Raw genomic sequence first — 16,963 nt, 5'->3', positions numbered from 1 at the left:
CCTCGGCCGCCGAGGCGCTCCTCTCGGCGATCTGGGTGCTCTACGGCACCGCTGTGTAGGTGAGCGTCAGCGTGGGGCGATATGACGCGTTGGTGGCCTCTCGCGACCAGATACGCACGTTGTCCGTCCCGGCCGTGCTCGACATCCGCATCGTGATCGTCTGACCCGACAGCCCCGCGAGGTCGGCTGCCTGGATGCTCACCGTGTAGGCGGTGTTGGTGGTGCCCGCGCTCGCCAGCTCCCCGATCACTCCGGACGAGGTCTGAGTGAGACGCGTGTTCCACGTCAGGGTCGCCTCGTCCCATGGCCCGGTCATCAGGTGGAAGACATGTGCATTCGCGGAGGCCGCTGTGGAGTCCGTGGACGTTCGCACCGACAGCGAGGCGGACGTCAGCTGCATCCCTGCCGGTGCGGCAGGGAGGGCGAACGACAGGAACGACTCGATCCCCGTGCTGAAGCGGGACGACAGCTGGTTGGTCGTGCCGTACGTCGCCGCAGCGTTGCTCGCCGCGGCCATCGTGTCGGCGCTGGTCACGATCGTCTGCACGACGGGCGGCACGACCGGCGGAGCGATGGTCGCCGAGACGGCGGACGAAGCCGCGCTCACGTTGCCGGCGGCATCGCGCGCGGTCACCCGGTAATACCAGGTGCCCGTCGGGCGCCCGTTGTCGGTATAGGAGGAAGCGGTGACATCGGACAGCCGCGACGACGGGTCGGCGGCGAAGTCCGTAGCGGTCCCGCGGTAGACCGTGTAGCCGGTCACACCGCTGTTGTCGGTGGATGCGCTCCATGCGAGCCCGACGTCGGCGTTGCCGGCGACGGACGCGACCAGACCCGTGGGCACCGAAGGCGCCTCCGTATCGGGGCCGGCGACGGGTGTGAAGGTGAGTCTCACAGACGGCCGATACGTCGCCGATGTCGCCTCCGCCGACCAGAGCCGGACGTTGTCGGCGCCCGCGCTCGACATCCGGAGCGTCACGGTCTGGCCGAGGGCCGATGCGAGCGGGCCCGTCGTCAGCGCGACCGTGTAGGGGGTGTTCGTGGCCGTCGCGCCGGTGAGCGTGCCCAGTGCCCCCGACGTCGCCGTCAGCGGCCTGTTGTTCCAGTTCACGGCGGCTTCGGTCCACGCTCCGGACATGAGACGGAAGTCATGCGCGTCCACGGAGGCCGCCGTGCCGTCGGTCGTCGTCCGCACCGAGAGGACGGCGCCCGTGAGCGCCGTGCCCGCGGGAGCGGCCGGAAGCGGGACGGCGAGGAACGACTCGATCGCACCCCCGGTCCCGCGCGACGACAGTTGATTCGACGTGCCGTAGAGCGTCGTCGGAGCCGACTGCGCCACCATGGCGTCGTCGGTGATCGGCACCGTGATCTCGACCGGTGTGCCGCCGTTGGCGAGGATGGTCGCGTTTACGCTCGCCGACGCACCGCTCACGTTGTTCTCCGCGTCCCGCGCGGTCACCTTGTAGTACCAGACGCCCGGCGTCCGGCCGTTGTCCGTGTACGACGGCGCGGTCACGTCGGCGATCTTCGAGGAGGCGTCCGGCGCGAAGCCCGCACTCGTCCCTCGATACACGGTGTACCCGGTGACCCCGACGTTGTCCGCCGCGGGCGACCAGGTGACGGTCACATCCGCGTTGCCGGCGACGGAGGTCGCCAGCCCCGTCGGCACAGTCGGCGCCTGCGTGTCAGGACCGGAGGCGGGCGTGAACGTCAGCCGCAGCGAGGGCCGGTAGGCCGCCACCGCCTCGGCGGACCACAGGCGTACGTTGTCGCTGTTGGCGCCCGACATCCGGAGGGTCACCGTCTGCCCGAGGAACGAGGACAGTCCGTCGGCGCCGAGGCTGACGGTGTAGGCGGCGTTGAGCGCTGTCGCGCCCGTGAGAGTGCCGAGCACGCCGGTCGCCGTCGTGGTCGGGCGGTTGTTCCACGTGACGGCGTCCTCGGTCCAGGCGCCTGTCACCAGCCGGAACTGAGGAGAGTCCGTCGTCGCGGCGGTGCTGTCGTTCGATGTGCGGACCGACAGCACGGCGCTCGTCAGCACTGTCCCGGCCGGCGCGGCCGGCAGCGGCAGTCGGATGAACGACTCGATCGTTCCGCTGGTTCCCCGCGCCGACAGCTGGTTCGACGAGCCGTACAGGGTCGTCGGAGCCGACTGCGCCACCATCGCGTCCTCGGTGGGCGAGAGTGTCACCTCGACCGCCTGCGACGGCGGCTGGATGGTCACCGAGGCGGACGCTGGGGCGCTGACGTTGCCCGCGGCATCCTGTGCGGTCACTCGGTAGTACCACGTGCCGGCGGCACGCCCCGTGTCCACGTGCCCCGGCGTCGTGACCTCCGCGATGCGGTTGCCCGCGCTCGGCGTGAAGTCCGCCACGAGGCTCCGGTACAGCACGTAGGAGCTGACGCCGCGGTCATCGGTCGAGGGGTTCCACGAGAGCGTCACGGTGGTTCCGCTGGACAGCGTCGCCGTGAAGCCGCCCGGTGAACTCGGGGCGGTCACATCCGGCGGGACGATCGTCAGCATCGCGGTGTCGGAGGGCTGACTGACGTTGCCCGCCGCATCTCGCGCGACGACGCGATAGTAGTGCGAGCCCGCGGAGAGCCCGCTCTCGCTGAACGACGTGCCGCTGACGGTGCCGACCAGCGTCCCGTCGGCGATCGAGAAGCCCGGGGCATCCCCCCGGTAGACCATGTAGTCGATCACATCGACGTTGTCCGCGGACGGCGCCCATGTGACGGTCGCGCCATTCGCCCCCGCCTGCGTCGCGGCCGGGCTGGCGGGTGCCGTGGGGGCGTCGATGTCGGTGACGAGGAGCTGCCTGGGCGCCGACGGCAGGCTCTCGTTCTCGGCGCCGTCGACCGCGGTCACCCGGTAGTAGTACGTGCCCAGCGCGGGGGCGTCCTCGTGGTACGAGGTCGTCGCCGTTGTCGCGAGGAACGAATCGGCGTCGGGCGTGAAGTCGGCCGACGTGCTCCGGTAGACGCGGTATTCCAGCACGCCGGTGCTGTCGGTGGATGCCGCCCACGACACGTCCACCCCGCCGGAGCCGTGGGTGGCGGTGAGGCCGGAGGGCGTGCTCGGGGATGCGGCGTCCTGCACCCCGAGCGCGTAGTGGCGGGCGATCTCGTTGGCACTCAGGCCGCCGTTGTACACGGCGAACTCGTCCAGCGCCCCGCGGAAGTACGAGTTCGAGGTCGCGCCGGGCCAGCTGCCGAGGTTGCCGCCGCCGATGCGCCAGTACCCGCTCGTCGTATCCGCGCCGGTGACGCTGCTCTGCGCGACGAGCACGCCGTCGACGTAGAGCTTCCGGCCGGAGGAGTCCAAGACTCCCACCGCGCTGTGCCAGTTGCCGTCGGCGTAGCCGAGCGGGCTGGTCACGACCGCCGCCGAGCCGACCCACGAGCCGAAGACGAGATTGCCGCCCGCGGTCATGTACAGATGCTTGTCGTAGTTCGTGCCGTTGCCGGTCTGTGCGTTCTCGAATCCGAACAGCTTGCCGCCGGCGGTCGTGGTGCTGAACCAGATCTCGCCGGTGAAGGCCGCCGAGGGCGTGAGCGTGGCCTGCGTGGCGACCGTGCCCTGCTGTGTGCCGGGGGTCGTCACCGCCGGATCGCCGGGGATGATGCCCGGCTGGCCCTTGGTGACGCCGTTCCGGTACACCCCCGGATAGGTGCCGAAGCGGGCGGCGTCGGCGGCAGTGGTGCCGGATGCGTCACCGAGGCGCCAGTAGAGCGTCGGGTCTGCGGCGAAGACGCGAGTGCCGTAGGCGTCGGCGGGAGCGTGGTTGAGATCGAGTTCTCGGCCCGCCGCCTCATAGTGGTCGGCCACGTCGCCGGCGCCGAGTGCCGACGAGTAGACGGCGGTCTCGTCGATCGTGCCCGCGAAGAAGTTGCTCGTCGGGCGGTTCGGCCAGCCGGAGAGGTTGTCTCCGCCGACGTGCCACACCCCGTGGTAGGACTGGGCGACCGCGTTGGAATTCTGCGCCACCCGGACCCCGTCGACGTACAGCGCCATCCCGCTCGCGCCCTGTGTGCCCACGACGTGATGCCACGACCCGTCGTTCAGCGCATTGAGCGAGGTCAGGGTCACGGTCGAGCCGGTGTAGGCCCCGAAGACGACGCGGCCCGCATTGGTCATGTAGAGGTGCCGGTCGTAACTGCCGCTGAGCACGGTCGCCCCGGTGTCGGTGCGGGGGCGCCCGCTTCCGAATCCGATGATCTTGCCGCCTCGAGTGGTCGTCGTTTTGATCCACGTCTCGACGCTGTAAGTCGTCGGCGCGGGGGCCAGTCCCTGGTGCCAGACGTAGTCGTCGCCTCCGTCGAAGACGAGTGATCCGCTGGGGTCGCCGGCGACGGGGGTATCGGCCGAGTTCGCCGCGCCGTTCTCGAGCACGCCCGGCTGGCGGCTGGTGTTCGTCGTCGCGGCGGAGCCGTCCTGCAGCCACGACCCTGTCGTGTTCCCCTGCCAATAGATCGCGGGCGCGTCGGAACGGACGGATGCCGCGTAATCGGCCGCCGGTGCGACCGCGGTGGCGGTCGCCACCTGCGAGAGCACCGAGGTGTTCGTGCCGTCGGTCGCTCGCACCCGATAGGTGTAGGTCTCCCCTGCAACCACATCCGTGTCGACGAACGTCACCTGCGGGCGGTTCCACCACACCGAGGACGAGGCGCCGCTCCAGATCGGGCTCGACGAGTTGTTGCGGAAGACCTGATACGTGAGGTTCGAGTCGTCGTCGTCGATCGAGGTGCGGATGCGGACGTCGATCGACCCGCTGCTCTGAGCGACCGCCGATACCGTCGGCGCCGGCGGACTGCCGGTGTCGGTGGTCCCGAACCGCGTCAGGTGGTCCTGCGGCGCACCGTTGATCGTGGTGAAGTCGCCGCCGCTCCACATGAACGGCTGCCCGGTCGACCTGCCGGTCGCGATGACGAGCGCGCGCGGGCCGATGCCCTCGCCGATGCCATCGTTGGACTTGGGATCCCACGCGAAGTGCGACCCGTCGACCGTGCTCTGCGCGAGGAAGTAGTGGCGCGTGCCGTCCTGCTGCGCATTCACCGAGTCGCAGTTGTGACCGTGGCTCACGGAGTAGAGGGTCGTCTGGTGCTGCAGCGTCATCTGAGTGGCGCCGAGACACGTGTCGCGCCAGAGCTGGTCGCCCGTCGCCCACGAGAACGCCGCGCGCCCGTCGAAGACACCGCCACCGGTGCCCTCGTTCGAAATGTAGAACCTGCCGTCGTCGGCGCTGAAGATGTGCTTGGTCACCGAGGTGTTCGCAATGAACCCGGCCGGATAGGTGCGGATGTTCGCACCCGTGACCGCGTCGACGATGGCGATCGAGTGCGAGTACGCGCCGTTGACCGAGAAGAAGTCTCCGCCGATCGCGACCTTGGAGCCGTCAGGCGAGACGCCGATCCCTCGGCCGATGTCGTCGACGTTTGCCGTCCACGGAAGCAGCGCCCCGGTCGTGACATCGACGGCGGCGAACCGCTGGCGTGCCTCGCCGCCCACCGTGAGGAACATGCCGCCGAAGTACATCGTCGTGCCCTTCACGGCGAGGGTGTGCACGATCGAGGAGATGCTGGGGGGCCGGAAGCCCGTGACGGTGCACGTGCGGACGTCGATCTGGGCGATACGCCCCGTGGACACACCACCGACGTTCGAGAAGTTCCCGCCGATGTAGACGGTGTTGCCGTCGGGCGCCGCGATGGCCGCATAGACCGCCGGTGTTCCCCCGGCCAGCGAGAGACTCAGCTGGCACGCGTCGGCGCTGCCCGTCTCGGCGTCGAGGATCGCGAGGGCGTTCACGGCGACCGGCGAACCCGAACCTCCTTCGGGCGGACGCAGCTCGCTGAACGTGCCCCCCGCCACGACCTTGCCGGCCGATTGCGCGAGCGCGTACACCGTTCCGTTCGTCTGCCATGTCGGCAGCTCGTCGGCGCTGAACTGAACGCCGGGCGAGAGGGCTGCAGCCGGTTCGGGCGGCGTGACCGCGACAAGGCCCACCACGAGTGCCGAGGCTACGACGACACCTGCCCAGACACGTGAGACCATCGGTCACACCCCCAACGCCCACAGACGTATCCGTGGGCCATCCCAGAAGCACCGCCGGGTTCCCAGTCGTCGAGCTCGGACGCTTCCCAGTGCGTCTCTCGGCTTTCGGGACGATGCAAGGCACACTGTACGCCTCCGTTCCGGCTTTGTCTCCAGGGATCTGCTGCGCGGGGGCTCTGGCGCGTGACGGGGCCCGCGCCTCCGACGGAACGCCGAGTGGATGCGTCGCGTTCGGACCGGCTATTCCGCGCGACGCGGTTGCGTTGTATGGTGTGCCCGAGAACGTCCCTCACCGGCAGGCGAGGGACGGTGACGGCCGTTGAACCCGAAACCGACGGCCGACGAGACGGTCGTCGAACCCGAAACCGACGGCCGAAGAGACCGCGTTCCGCGCCGGCAGGCGAGGGACGCTGACGGCCGTTGAACCCGAAACCGACGGCCGATGGACCGCGCTGGGGAGCGCTCTCCGAGATGCGTCGTGACGATGTCGTCGCGCGCCCGCTGGGGGGAAGTATGGCTGGGGAATGGCGCCTCGGCGCCCGATCGTCACGCGTATCGGCGTCGCCGGAGACGGCGAAGATGCCGCGACCGTCGACGACGGCTGCGAGCGCCGCCGCGTTGGGGGGTGCGACAAGACGTCGAACAGCGCCCGGAGTGCTCTTCGTCGGCATCAACTACGCGCCCGAACCGACGGGCATCGCGCCCTACACGGAGGGCATGGCGTGCGCCCTCGCGGCGCGAGGATGGCGCGTGCGGGTCATCACCACGCATCCGCACTATCCGTGGTGGAAGGTTCAGGACGGCTACGGCGGCTGGACCCGCACCGAGACGCGGGATCTGGTCGACGTCACGCGACTGCGCCACTACGTGCCTCGACGTCACACCATGCTCCATCGGGCGCTCTCGGAGCTGACCTTCGGGCTCAGGGCGACCTTCGCCGGTTGGCACCGCCCGGATGCCGTCGTCCTGGTCAGCCCCGCGATGATCTCCTCCCGGCTGGCCGCCGTCCGTGCTGCACTGACGGGCGTACCGACGATCGTGTGGGTACAGGACATCTACACGCTCGGCGCGCGGGAGACAGGTGCCGTGTCGCATGGCGCGGCGGGGATCGCCGCGCTCGAGCGCGGGCTGGTGAACTCCGCCGACCGGGTCGTGGCGATCCATGACCGATTCCGCCGCGTGCTCCAGGAGGACCTGTCGGTCGCCACGCCCGTCGACGTCGTGCGGAACTGGTCGCACGTGAGAACGGACGGCGCCGGACGGGACAGCATGCTCCGCCGGGAGCTCGGCTGGGCGGACGATGACGTGGTCGTGCTGCATGCCGGCAACATCGGGGCGAAGCAGGGACTCGACAACGTCGTCCATGCCTCCCTCGAGGCGGCTCGCCGCGGATCCCACGTGAAGTTCGTCCTACTGGGCGACGGGAACCAGCGCCACGCCCTCGAGGCGATGGCGTCATGCTCACGACTGCAGTTCCTCGATCCGCTGCCGGACGGCGCCTTCGAGCGTGCGCTGGCCTCAGCCGACTTCCTCCTGGTCAACGAGCGCCCGGGTGTCACCGAGATGGCCGTCCCCAGCAAGCTGACGACGTACTTCGCCACAGGGCTTCCGGTGATCGCCGCGGTCGACCCGTCGAGCATCACTCACGATGAGGTCTCTGCCGCCGGAGCCGGCCCGTGCGTCCCTGCGGGCGACCCGGGCGCACTGGTCGACGCCGCCGAGCGGCTCGCGGCTGACCCCGTCGCCGCACGGGCGTTCGGCCGCGCCGCGCAGAGCTATCGGGATGCGCATCTCGGCGTCGACGCCGCGGTCGCCTCTTTCGAGGCGACCATCCAGGCGGCGATGGTGTCGGGTCGGCGCGCGTCGGCCGGCGCACTCGCCGGCTCGCGGAGCCGCGGGCACCGCCCGGTCCTCCACCACTGACGGACGACGGACCCGGACGCGGCGTCCTTTCACCGGCCGGCGGCCCGCGAGCCGCCGATGGCCCGAGTGGCCCTCGAGTCGCCACGGCCGAGCCTGCGGCCCGCGGGTCGCCCACGGCCGAGCCGGCGGCGGAACGCTCGCTCCGCCGCCGCCTCTCCCCCGCTCAGGGTGTCGTGTACGTCAGCGTCAGCGTGGGTCGATAATCCGCTGACGTCGCCTCACGAGACCACAGCCGCACGTTGTCGCTGCCCGCCGGGCTGGACAGTCGCAGCGTGATCGATGTGCCGGCCAGCGGTCCGAGGTCGGCGGCGGACAGGTTGGCGATGTAGGGACTGTTCACCGCCGTCGCTCCCGTGAGCTGCCCGAGGACAGCCGCCCCCACACTCGTAGGACGGTTGTTCCAGGTGATCGTGCCCTCCTGCCACGTGCCGCTGACGAGCCGGAACTCGTGGATGTCGGTCGATCCGGCCGTCGAATCGTTGGACGTCCGCAGCGAGATCGTCGCCGAAGTGAGCACCTGCCCGGCCGGCGCTGCCGGCAGGTCGAACCGCAGGAAGGACTCGATCGTGGTGTTGAAGCGCGACGATATCTGGTTGGTGGCTCCATAGGCGAAGGCCGGGTTGATGGCCGCGGCCATCGAGTCGGCGGTCGTCACGATCGTCTGCGTCGTGGGTGGAGCCGGTGGATTGGTCACCGTGGCGCTCGCCGCGACCGAGGCCGCACTCACGTTCGATGATCCATCCCTCGCGGCCACCTTGTAGAACCACGTGCCCTGCGGCCGAGCGCTGTCGGTGAAGGTCGTCTCCGCCACGTCGCCGATCCGAGAAGCGTCGTTCGCGGTGAAGCCGGCCGTCGTGCCTCGGTAGACGAGGTATCCGGTGACCCCGACGTTGTCCGTCGAGGCACTCCAGTTCAGGGTGACGTTGTTGGCGCCTTCGACGGTCGCCGTCAGTCCCCCGGGCACGCTCGGCGGCGTGCTGTCGGGAGCCACGATGACGACGGATGCCGCGCTCGACGCACCGGAGACGTTCCCGGCGGCATCGCGTGCGGTCACCTTGTAGTACCACGTGCCCTCGGAGAGCGGCGTGTCGTGGTACGAGGTGCCGGCGATGTCCGGCTGGATGAGGGTCTCCATGCTCGGCACGAAGCCGGCATCCGAGCCCCGGTACAGCGCGTAGCCCGTCACCCCGGCGTTGTCCGTCGAGGCCGTCCAGGAGACGTCGGCCGCCTGCCCCGCCGCGACGGCGTTCACTCCCGTCGGGACGCTCGGCGCCACACCGTCGACGACAGTGACGGGAGCGGAGGCCGCGGAGGCCGCGCTCGCGTTGCCGGCGCCGTCGAAGGCGACGACCTTGTAGTAGAAGGTGCCAGGAGGCGGTGCGACGTCTTCGAACGTCGTGCCCGCGACCGTCCCGCGGAGCGTGTCGGCCGCGGGGGTGAACCCGGCGGTCGTGCCGCGATAGACCCGGTAACCCGCGACGCCGACGTTGTCGGTCGAGGCGGTCCAGGTCACGTCGACGTTCGCTCCGTCGAACGAGGCACCCACCCCTTGGGGCGTGCTCGGAACCACCGCGTCGACGAAGCCCGTCCCGACACTGAAGTGGTTCTGCACCTGCTGTGGCGACAGCGCCTGGTAGTACACCGCCGTCTCGTCCAGCTGGCCGTCGAAGTAGCGGTTCACCAGGGCGTTGCCCGCACTGGGGTAGCCGTTGAGGGTGTCACCGCCGACGTGCCACGTGCCGTTGTAGGTGCCGCTGCCCGTCGTGGCGTTCTGCGCCTGAAGGACTCCGTCGACATACAGCCGCATGCCGCCCGGCCCCTGGGTGCCGACCACGTGGTGCCACTGCCCGTCGTTGACCGCCGCGAGACTCCGCAGCGTCGTCGTTCCGAACCCGGCGCGCACGCCGAACCGCAGGAACCCGGTCCCGTTCTCCATGTACACCACACGGTCGACCGTGCCGCTGACGCGATCGACTCCGGTGTCCGAACGAGGGCGCCCCGTCGAGGATCCGTAGTTGGCGAGCGCCCCACCCGTGGTCGACGTCGTACGAAGCCACGTCTCCACCGAGTACACGGTGGGTCCGGGCGCGATGACGTCGTTCCAGATATACTGCGGCAACCCGTTCGGCTGCGTGTCGGTGAACGTCGCACTGCGGCTCGCGTCGTTGGGGATCGCCCCCGCGGCGGTGCGGTTCACGCCGTTCTGCGCGAGGCCGTTGAGCCCGACGACCGTCGGGCCGGCGCTGTCCACGACCCACTGCGCGTTCGCCGTGTCGTCGTAGCGATAGAAGAGCCGTGGCTGATCGGCGATGACCGTGGATGCGTAGACGGACCCTGTCGCCGATGCCGTGACCGTCGCCGTCCCCGACAGGGCGCTCTGGTTGTTCGCCCGGTCGATCGCGCGGACGCGATACGTGTAGCTCGTTCCGGGCGTCACATCCGTATCCACGAAGGTGGCCTGGAAGCGATACCAGTGCTTCGACTGGGCCACCCCGGTCCAGACGGGGGTCGTCGTGTTGTTCCCGCGATACACGGCGTAGGTGATGTCCGAGTCGTCCGGATCATAGACACCGCGGATGTTGACCTGGACCGCGTTCGGCGTGATGGCGCGTGCCGCGAGGGCCGGGACCGGTGGTGCGCCCGTATCGGTCGGGCTGAACCGCGTCAGCCCCTGCTGATTGGCGCCGTTGACGCGGGTGAACTCCCCGCCGACCCACAGGTACGGCGTGCCGTTCGTGCCCGGTCCGATCGCGATCGAGCGCGGGCCGATGCCTTCGCCGGTGCCGTCGTTCAGCTCCGGAAGCCAGCCGATCTGCAGCTGCGTCGGGTCAGTGGCGTGACTCACCGAGAGGAAGGTGCGCCGCCCGTCCGGGAACATCCCCATCGCCGAGCAGTCATGGCGATGGTGCGCCTCGAACAGCAGTCCCTGATACGGGACGATCGCCTGTGTGGCGCCGGCGCAGTTGTCGCGCCACGCCTGGCTGTAATCGGACCAGTTGTAGGCGAGGGCGCCGTCGAACCCGGCGAATCCCTCCTGCGCCACGTAGAACCGCGTCCCGTCGGAGCTGATCATCTTCGTCCGCGAAGTGTTGCCGACCGTGCTGGCCGGCCACGTGCGCAACACCGCTCCCGTCGTCGCGTCGATGACGGCGAAGCTGTGGGATGCCGATCCGTTGATGTCGAACCAGTCGCCCCCGATCGCGAGCCTGGTGCCGTCCGGGGAGAGCTGGAGCGCATCCCCTCGGGCATTCTTGTTGGGCACGACCGTGTTGCTGTACAGCTCCTCCGTCACACCGGACGCGTTGGCGACGAAAGCCGTCTGCAGAGTTCCTGCGCGGTTGACCTTCGCGAAGCTGCGCCTGCTCTGTCCTCCCACCGTCTGGAAGACGCCACCGAAGTAGACGAACTCGTTGGAGGGCTCGATGTCGAGCACATAGCTGGAGATGCCGCTCACCCGGAACGGCGTGACCGTGCAGGTGGCGACGTTGATCTCCGCGAGCCGGCTCACCGCGACGCCGCCCACGCTCGTGAACTGGCCGCCGATGAAGACCGTGTTGCCGTCAGGCGCCGCCTTCACCGCGTAGACCGCTGCCGTACCGCCGCTGAAGGCGACCGGCAGCTGACACGCGTCCGGCTCCCCTGTCGCGGCGTTCAGGATGGCCAGGCTCTGCAGACTTCTCGCAGCGCCTGACTGTCCTGCGCCCGGGCGGATCTGGCTGAAGGTCCCCCCGACGACTGCCCTGCCGCGGGATATACCCACTTGCCAGACCACGCCGTTGGTCTGCCAGGTCGGCAGCGCATCGGCGCTGAACGGCAGATCAGGCGAGAGGGCTTTCGCCTCTTCGGCAGGTGGTAGAGCGATCAATCCGATCGCGAGCGCCGCAACAGCGGCAAGGCTCGCGAAGATGCGAGTACGCACGTCAACCCCGATTCCCAGAATTCGAGACCGGTGTCGCACATCCCCAGTGGATCACCGGTCGCCCACAGGCTCCCGTCCGCGGGCACACGTGCTGTCGCTGCGATTTCGGCATCATCGTCGGGTGCAACTTGCCAGTACGCTTGACCGAGGAGTTTACACGACCATGCGTCAGGCGTCAGGGTAGAGTCCGATACTCGTACCGGAGAGTGCGGGGACAGTGGGGGACATGTCCGGCCTGACCTTTCGCGAAGCCATGGATTCGTTGTCGAGCTCGCAGAAGAGCCGCGTGGGCGTCTCACTGTATTCGCGCTACATCAACCGTCCCGTAGGGCGGGTTCTTGCGGCGGCTGCCGCCTCCACCGGGGTCTCCCCCAACGGCGTGACCGCCGTCTCGGCGTTCTGCACCGCCGCGGGCCTGATCGTGCTGGTGATCAGCCCCGCCGGCTGGGTCACGGGTCTGACTGTCGCGATCCTCCTGGTGCTCGGCTTCGCCCTGGACTCCGCGGACGGCCAGGTCGCCCGACTGACCGGGCGCGGCAGCCTCGCGGGCGAATGGCTCGACCACGTCGTCGATTCGGGCAAGATGGTCGCCGTCCATGCCGCGGTGCTCGTCGCGGCGGCGACGCAGGGGCTCCTGACGGGGGCATGGCTCTTGATCCCGCTGGCCTACATGCTCGTCGCGGTCGTGCTCTTTTCGGGAATGACGATCTTCGAGCTGCTCCGCCGGACGCGGCCGCACCCCGCCGATCCACCGAGATCCCCCTCGGCGATCCGCGCGTTCGGCCTGCTCCCGGCCGACTATGGGGTCCTCGCCCTCGCCTTCCTCCTGTGGGGGGCATCGCAGATCTTCTTCGTCGTCTATGCCGCCCTCGGAGGCCTGACCGCTCTCATCACGGCCGCTCTGCTGCTCAAGTGGTTCAGGGTTCTCAAGCGCACCAGCTGACCGACGAGACTACGGCGCCTCGCGTGTGTCCCGTCGGTAGTAGAACAGCGCCACGGGGACGAACAGGAGCGGAGCCGAGACCGCGTTCGCACCGAATCCGAGCACGAGGCTCCACTCGTCGCCTCCCAGCACGTAGCCGATGAGGAACCCGGCCGTGGTGGCCACGGCGATGCCGATGCGCACCAGCGTCACCGCCGATTGGTGATCGAGCACCCGCAGCACGATGCCGTGGATGCCCGCCCACCCCGTCAGGATCGTCGAGGCGCCGACCAGAACGAGGCCGAGCAGGAGGTCCGCGCGTTCCACACCCGCAGGGGCCCAGCCGCTGAACCAGACGACGCCGACGAGGAACGCGACGCCGGCGGTGGCGAGGAGCCCGAGCCGGATGCTGGCGCGCCAGCCGCGTGCGATGATCGCCGACGCCCGCCGGTAGTCGATATGCGTGGCGCCGTCGGCGACGATGTTCGTCGTCGTCGCCGCGAAGGCCAGATTCAGCGGTCCGAGCAGGGTCTGCGCGAGCCGGACTCCGCCGATGAGGTCGTTCGCGCCGGAGCCGGCGAGCACGAACAGTGGCACCGAGACGATGAACTGCCCGACGGCGAAGTCGAGCGTCTGCCAGGCAGCGGACGACCGGTAGCTGCGGTAGGGGTAGACCCCCACGCGCAACGGGACCTGAGGGAGCACCACGGCGGCCGCGATCGCGCACGATACGCCGATCGCGAGCATGAACGACAGCGGCGTGGCGGCGAGAACAGGCAGCGCCGTCGCCGAGACGAGCGTCACGCGCACGGCGTCGCCTGCTGCGACGGCCCAGCGCCGGCTCGAGCCGATGGCGCGATATCGGACCCAGTCGTAGAACACCGGGACGGCGCCGGCGACACCGATGATCGCCGCCTCGCCGGCAGCGACCCCGCCCGAGCTGATCGCGATCGCGCCCACCGCGAGAGCCGACAGCGACGAGACGACGAGCATGTACCGCGCGGGTACGAGCGCATGCGAGTCGGTTCGCTGGAAGATCAGTGCGGGTTGGAAGAGGGCGGCTCGGGATCCTCCGACCGCGAGCGCGCTGGCCAGCGTGATGATCGAGAACGAGGTGAACGCCGCGGGATCCATGCGGACCGCGGCGATCAGGATGGGGAGTGCTCCCGCGGCGCTCGAGAGGATCTGCGCGACCGTCAGCGGACGGGGGAGCCGAGAGCGGCGGCTCATCTCGCCGCCGCTCGAACCGCGGCTTCGAGGTTGGCGCCGACGGCCTCGACGCTGAATCGATCCGGGGGTGCGGCGGCGATCGCAAGCTGCTCCGCCAGGTGCGCGTCATCCCGCAGGAAGGCCGCGAGGGCGTCGGCCAGCGCTCGCGGCTCGACGGGATCGACGGCGACAGCGGCGGCCCCCGATGCGATGATCTCCTCGGCCGCCCCGTCCCGCGTCGACAGCACGACGGGACGCCGCGCGTTGACGGCCTCGAAGCCCGCGAGCGAGCGGTAGTCGCCCTGCGTCGGACAGATGACGACGTGCGCGCGAGCGTAGTCCGCAGTCACCTCGTCGTGCGGTCTTCGTCCGTGGAAGCGGACCTTCTCGACCAGCCCCAGGTCGCCGGCCTGCCGTTCCAGCGCTGCGCGCTCTGGTCCGTCCCCGACGACATCCAGCGTCCACTCGCGTACGTGCTCGGGGAGGGCGGCGAGCGCGGCCAGGAGGAGGTGAAGCCCCTTCCTGCGCTGAAGGCTGTTCAGGAACAGGAAGCGCACGGGACCGCCGTCGTCGAAGGCCGGCGGCGGATCCCCCGGCTGCGACGTGAGGTACGGCCCGACGCGCAGCCGCCCGGCTCGGATTCCGAGGCGCTCCCGCGCGTAGCGCGCGGTCCGCTCGTTGCTCACGAGCACGATGTGCGACCGACGGGCGAAGATCCGCTTCACCGTCGTCGCGAGCCGGCCCTCCGCCCCGCCGCGGAACGACGGCTCCGACTCGATCAGCTGCACCACGCGACGACGCCGGAGGTGTGCCGTGGCGGCCGAGACGAGTGCCGTGGGAGTGAACTCGACGACGATGACGACATCGGTCGGACGCCGCAGCATCCTCCAGATCGCCCGGGGCGTCGGCACGCGGAGGTTGCCCGTGTACGTGTACTCCCCCACCCGGCGGTCGCGTCGACGCACCCAGAAGCGCAGGTCCGCAGCGAGCGGAAGCTCCGGGTATCGCTCGAGCGGATAGCCCTCTCGAACGAGGACGGTGGCGTCGGGGAACCTGCTGGCGAACTGCCCGAGCACGTCACGGAAGTAGGCCAGATCGTCGCCGAACCCGAAGGCGCCGCTCACCCACACCGCTCGCAGTCGATCGGACCCTGTCACCCCGGCCCTCCCTCGACGGTGTGATGACCGCGACAGCAGTGAGCGGTCCGCGAGGTGCGTGCGTGTGATCATATCCGCTGACCCACGGAAATCACGCGTGGCTAGGATGTCGCCCATGGGGGGACGACGCAGTCTTGCCGGTTTCACGGGCGCCGGCTACGACAAAGGGCGCGGCATCGCCTGGCAGGCGGCCTGGCAGCTCGCCTCCAGCCTTCTCGTCATGCCCTGGTTCGTGCCGGCCAAGGTTCGCGTCAGGGTGCTGAGAGCATTCGGCGCCAGGATCGGCGAGGGCGTGAACCTCCGTTCCGGCGTTCGCGTCCACTGGCCGTGGAAGCTCGTGATCGGCGACGACTCATGGATCGGCGAGCGCGTGTGGATCCTCAATCTCGAGCCGGTGACGATCGGCAGCGACGTCTGCCTCTCGCAGGGCGTCTTCCTCTGCACCGGGAGCCACGACCGACGCTCCCCGACGTTCGAGTTCGACAACGCGCCGATCACGGTCGAGGACGGGGCGTGGATCGCGGCGCGGGCGACGGTCCTGCGCGGCGTGAGGGTGGGCCGGGATGCGGTCGTCGGCGCCACGGCGCTGGTCACATCGGACGTGCCGCCGGAATCCATCGTCCTCGCGCCCCGCGCATCCGTCCGCGACCCGGTGGAGCCGACCACGTGAAGATCCTCGGAGTGGTCACGCTGCTCAGCCCGTCGGGCGAGTACGGTGGACCGACTCGGGTTGCGGTCAATCAGCTCCGCGCACTCCAGGACCGTGGGCATCAGGTCGTGCTCACCGGGACGCACCGTGGGTTCGACGGGGAGGTCCCGACCGAGATCGACGGCGTGCCGGCCAAGCTCTTCCCGGCCCGGACCCTCCTGCCGCGGACCGGGTTCGCCGGACTCGGCTCCCCCGAGCTGTGGCGGGCCGTCCACCGCCATGCCCGGGAGTTCGACGTCGTCCACGTGCACGCGGCGCGCGACCTCGTGACGCTTCCTGCGGCGCTCATCGCGCTCCGACGCGCGGTGCCGATCGTCGTGCAGACGCACGGCATGATCGACGAGACGAGCAATCCGCTCGCCGTTCCCCTCGATCTGGCGCTGACCCGGCCCGTGCTGCGACGAGCGCGGATCGTCGCCTACCTGACCTCGCGCGAGCGCGCGTCGCTGGAGGTCGTCTCCCGCGGCGAGGCTCGACTGGAAGAGCTGCCCAACGGGGTTCCGCGGGAAGCGGCGGCGGCAGCAGCATCAGTCGGTCCGGCCAGGGTGCTCTATCTTGCTCGACTCGCGCCCCGCAAGCACCCGGTCGCGTTCGTCGAGGCCGCGGCGCGCGTCGCAGCCGAGTTCCCCGACGCCGCCTTCGCGCTCGTCGGACCGGATGAGGGCGAGCGTGCATCGGTGCTGAAGGCGATCGCCTCGTCGGGAGCGCCCGATCGCATCGCGTGGGAGGGTCCCGTCGGCATGAGCGGGGCGGCAGCGCGGATGCGGCAGGCCACGCTGTATGTCCTGCCGAGTGTCGACGAGCCCTACCCGATGTCGGTGCTGGAGGCGATGTCGGTCGGGCTGCCCGTCATCGTCACCGACACCTGCGGACTGGCTCCGTTCATCCGTGCGCACGATGCGGGCCTCGTCACTGAGGACACTGTCGAGAGCCTCGCCGACGCGCTGCGCACCCTGGTCGCGGATCCGGAGCGCGCCGCGGCCATGGGCACACGCGGTCGGGGTGCGGTGCGCGCGGAGCGCAGCATGGATGTGATCGCCGAACGTCTCGAGCGTTTCTACGGGTAGGAGCG

The 16,963-nt window shown here is 69.9% G+C and carries 8 protein-coding genes; 4 read left to right on the top strand and 4 right to left on the bottom strand.

Annotation, left to right across the window (positions count from 1 at the left end; translation table 11 throughout):
- Nucleotides 1-40: 40 nt before the first annotated feature.
- A complete protein-coding gene (locus tag MRBLWS13_RS13855) occupies nt 41-6,052 on the bottom strand; it encodes a DNRLRE domain-containing protein (protein ID WP_349425921.1) in 6,012 nt (2,003 codons plus the stop codon).
- 654 nt (nt 6,053-6,706) lie between these two features.
- Here MRBLWS13_RS13855 and MRBLWS13_RS13850 point away from each other — a divergent pair.
- A complete protein-coding gene (locus tag MRBLWS13_RS13850) occupies nt 6,707-7,975 on the top strand; it encodes a glycosyltransferase (protein WP_349425920.1) in 1,269 nt (422 codons plus the stop codon).
- Nucleotides 7,976-8,138: 163 nt separating this feature from the next.
- Here the strand turns inward: MRBLWS13_RS13850 and MRBLWS13_RS13845 are convergent, their stop codons facing one another.
- A complete protein-coding gene (locus tag MRBLWS13_RS13845; protein ID WP_349425919.1) occupies nt 8,139-11,894 on the bottom strand; it encodes a LamG-like jellyroll fold domain-containing protein in 3,756 nt (1,251 codons plus the stop codon).
- A gap of 286 nt (nt 11,895-12,180) precedes the next feature.
- Here MRBLWS13_RS13845 and MRBLWS13_RS13840 point away from each other — a divergent pair, with 286 nt between their 5' ends.
- Entirely contained in the window at nt 12,181-12,837 is a 657-nt protein-coding gene (locus MRBLWS13_RS13840) for a CDP-alcohol phosphatidyltransferase family protein (RefSeq protein WP_349425918.1), read from the top strand.
- Nucleotides 12,838-12,846: 9 nt separating this feature from the next.
- On the opposite strand, the gene MRBLWS13_RS13835 is transcribed toward MRBLWS13_RS13840, so the two are convergent.
- Nucleotides 12,847-14,046, bottom strand: coding sequence for a hypothetical protein (locus MRBLWS13_RS13835; RefSeq protein WP_349425917.1), 1,200 nt, complete (start codon nt 14,044-14,046; stop codon nt 12,847-12,849).
- Nucleotides 14,043-15,182, bottom strand: a complete 1,140-nt coding sequence (locus MRBLWS13_RS13830; protein WP_349425916.1) for a glycosyltransferase family 4 protein — start codon at nt 15,180-15,182, stop codon at nt 14,043-14,045. The genes MRBLWS13_RS13835 and MRBLWS13_RS13830 overlap by 4 nt, the downstream gene beginning before the upstream one ends.
- A gap of 115 nt (nt 15,183-15,297) precedes the next feature.
- On the opposite strand from MRBLWS13_RS13830, the gene MRBLWS13_RS13825 reads away from it, so the two are divergent.
- Nucleotides 15,298-15,852: a DapH/DapD/GlmU-related protein gene (locus tag MRBLWS13_RS13825; RefSeq protein ID WP_349425915.1), complete on the top strand. Its 555-nt coding sequence runs from the start codon at nt 15,298-15,300 to the stop codon at nt 15,850-15,852.
- Nucleotides 15,849-16,958, top strand: coding sequence for a glycosyltransferase (locus MRBLWS13_RS13820; protein WP_349425914.1), 1,110 nt, complete (start codon nt 15,849-15,851; stop codon nt 16,956-16,958). Before MRBLWS13_RS13825 ends, MRBLWS13_RS13820 begins: the two co-directional genes overlap by 4 nt.
- Nucleotides 16,959-16,963: the final 5 nt, after the last annotated feature.

It is taken from the genome of Microbacterium sp. LWS13-1.2, from assembly GCF_040144835.1.
Classification (GTDB): Bacteria; Actinomycetota; Actinomycetes; order Actinomycetales; family Microbacteriaceae; genus Microbacterium.
Note: the sequence above shows the minus strand (reverse complement) of the source record. Positions and strands in the feature narration are given on the sequence as shown.

Excerpts from the sequence above, each read along its gene's own strand:
- MRBLWS13_RS13835 (WP_349425917.1), bottom strand. The coding sequence starts at position 14,046 with ATGAGCCGCCGCTCTCGGCTCCCCCGTCCGCTGACGGTCGCGCAGATC.
- MRBLWS13_RS13855 (WP_349425921.1), bottom strand. The coding sequence starts at position 6,052 with ATGGTCTCACGTGTCTGGGCAGGTGTCGTCGTAGCCTCGGCACTCGTG.
- MRBLWS13_RS13825 (WP_349425915.1), top strand. The coding sequence starts at position 15,298 with ATGGGGGGACGACGCAGTCTTGCCGGTTTCACGGGCGCCGGCTACGAC.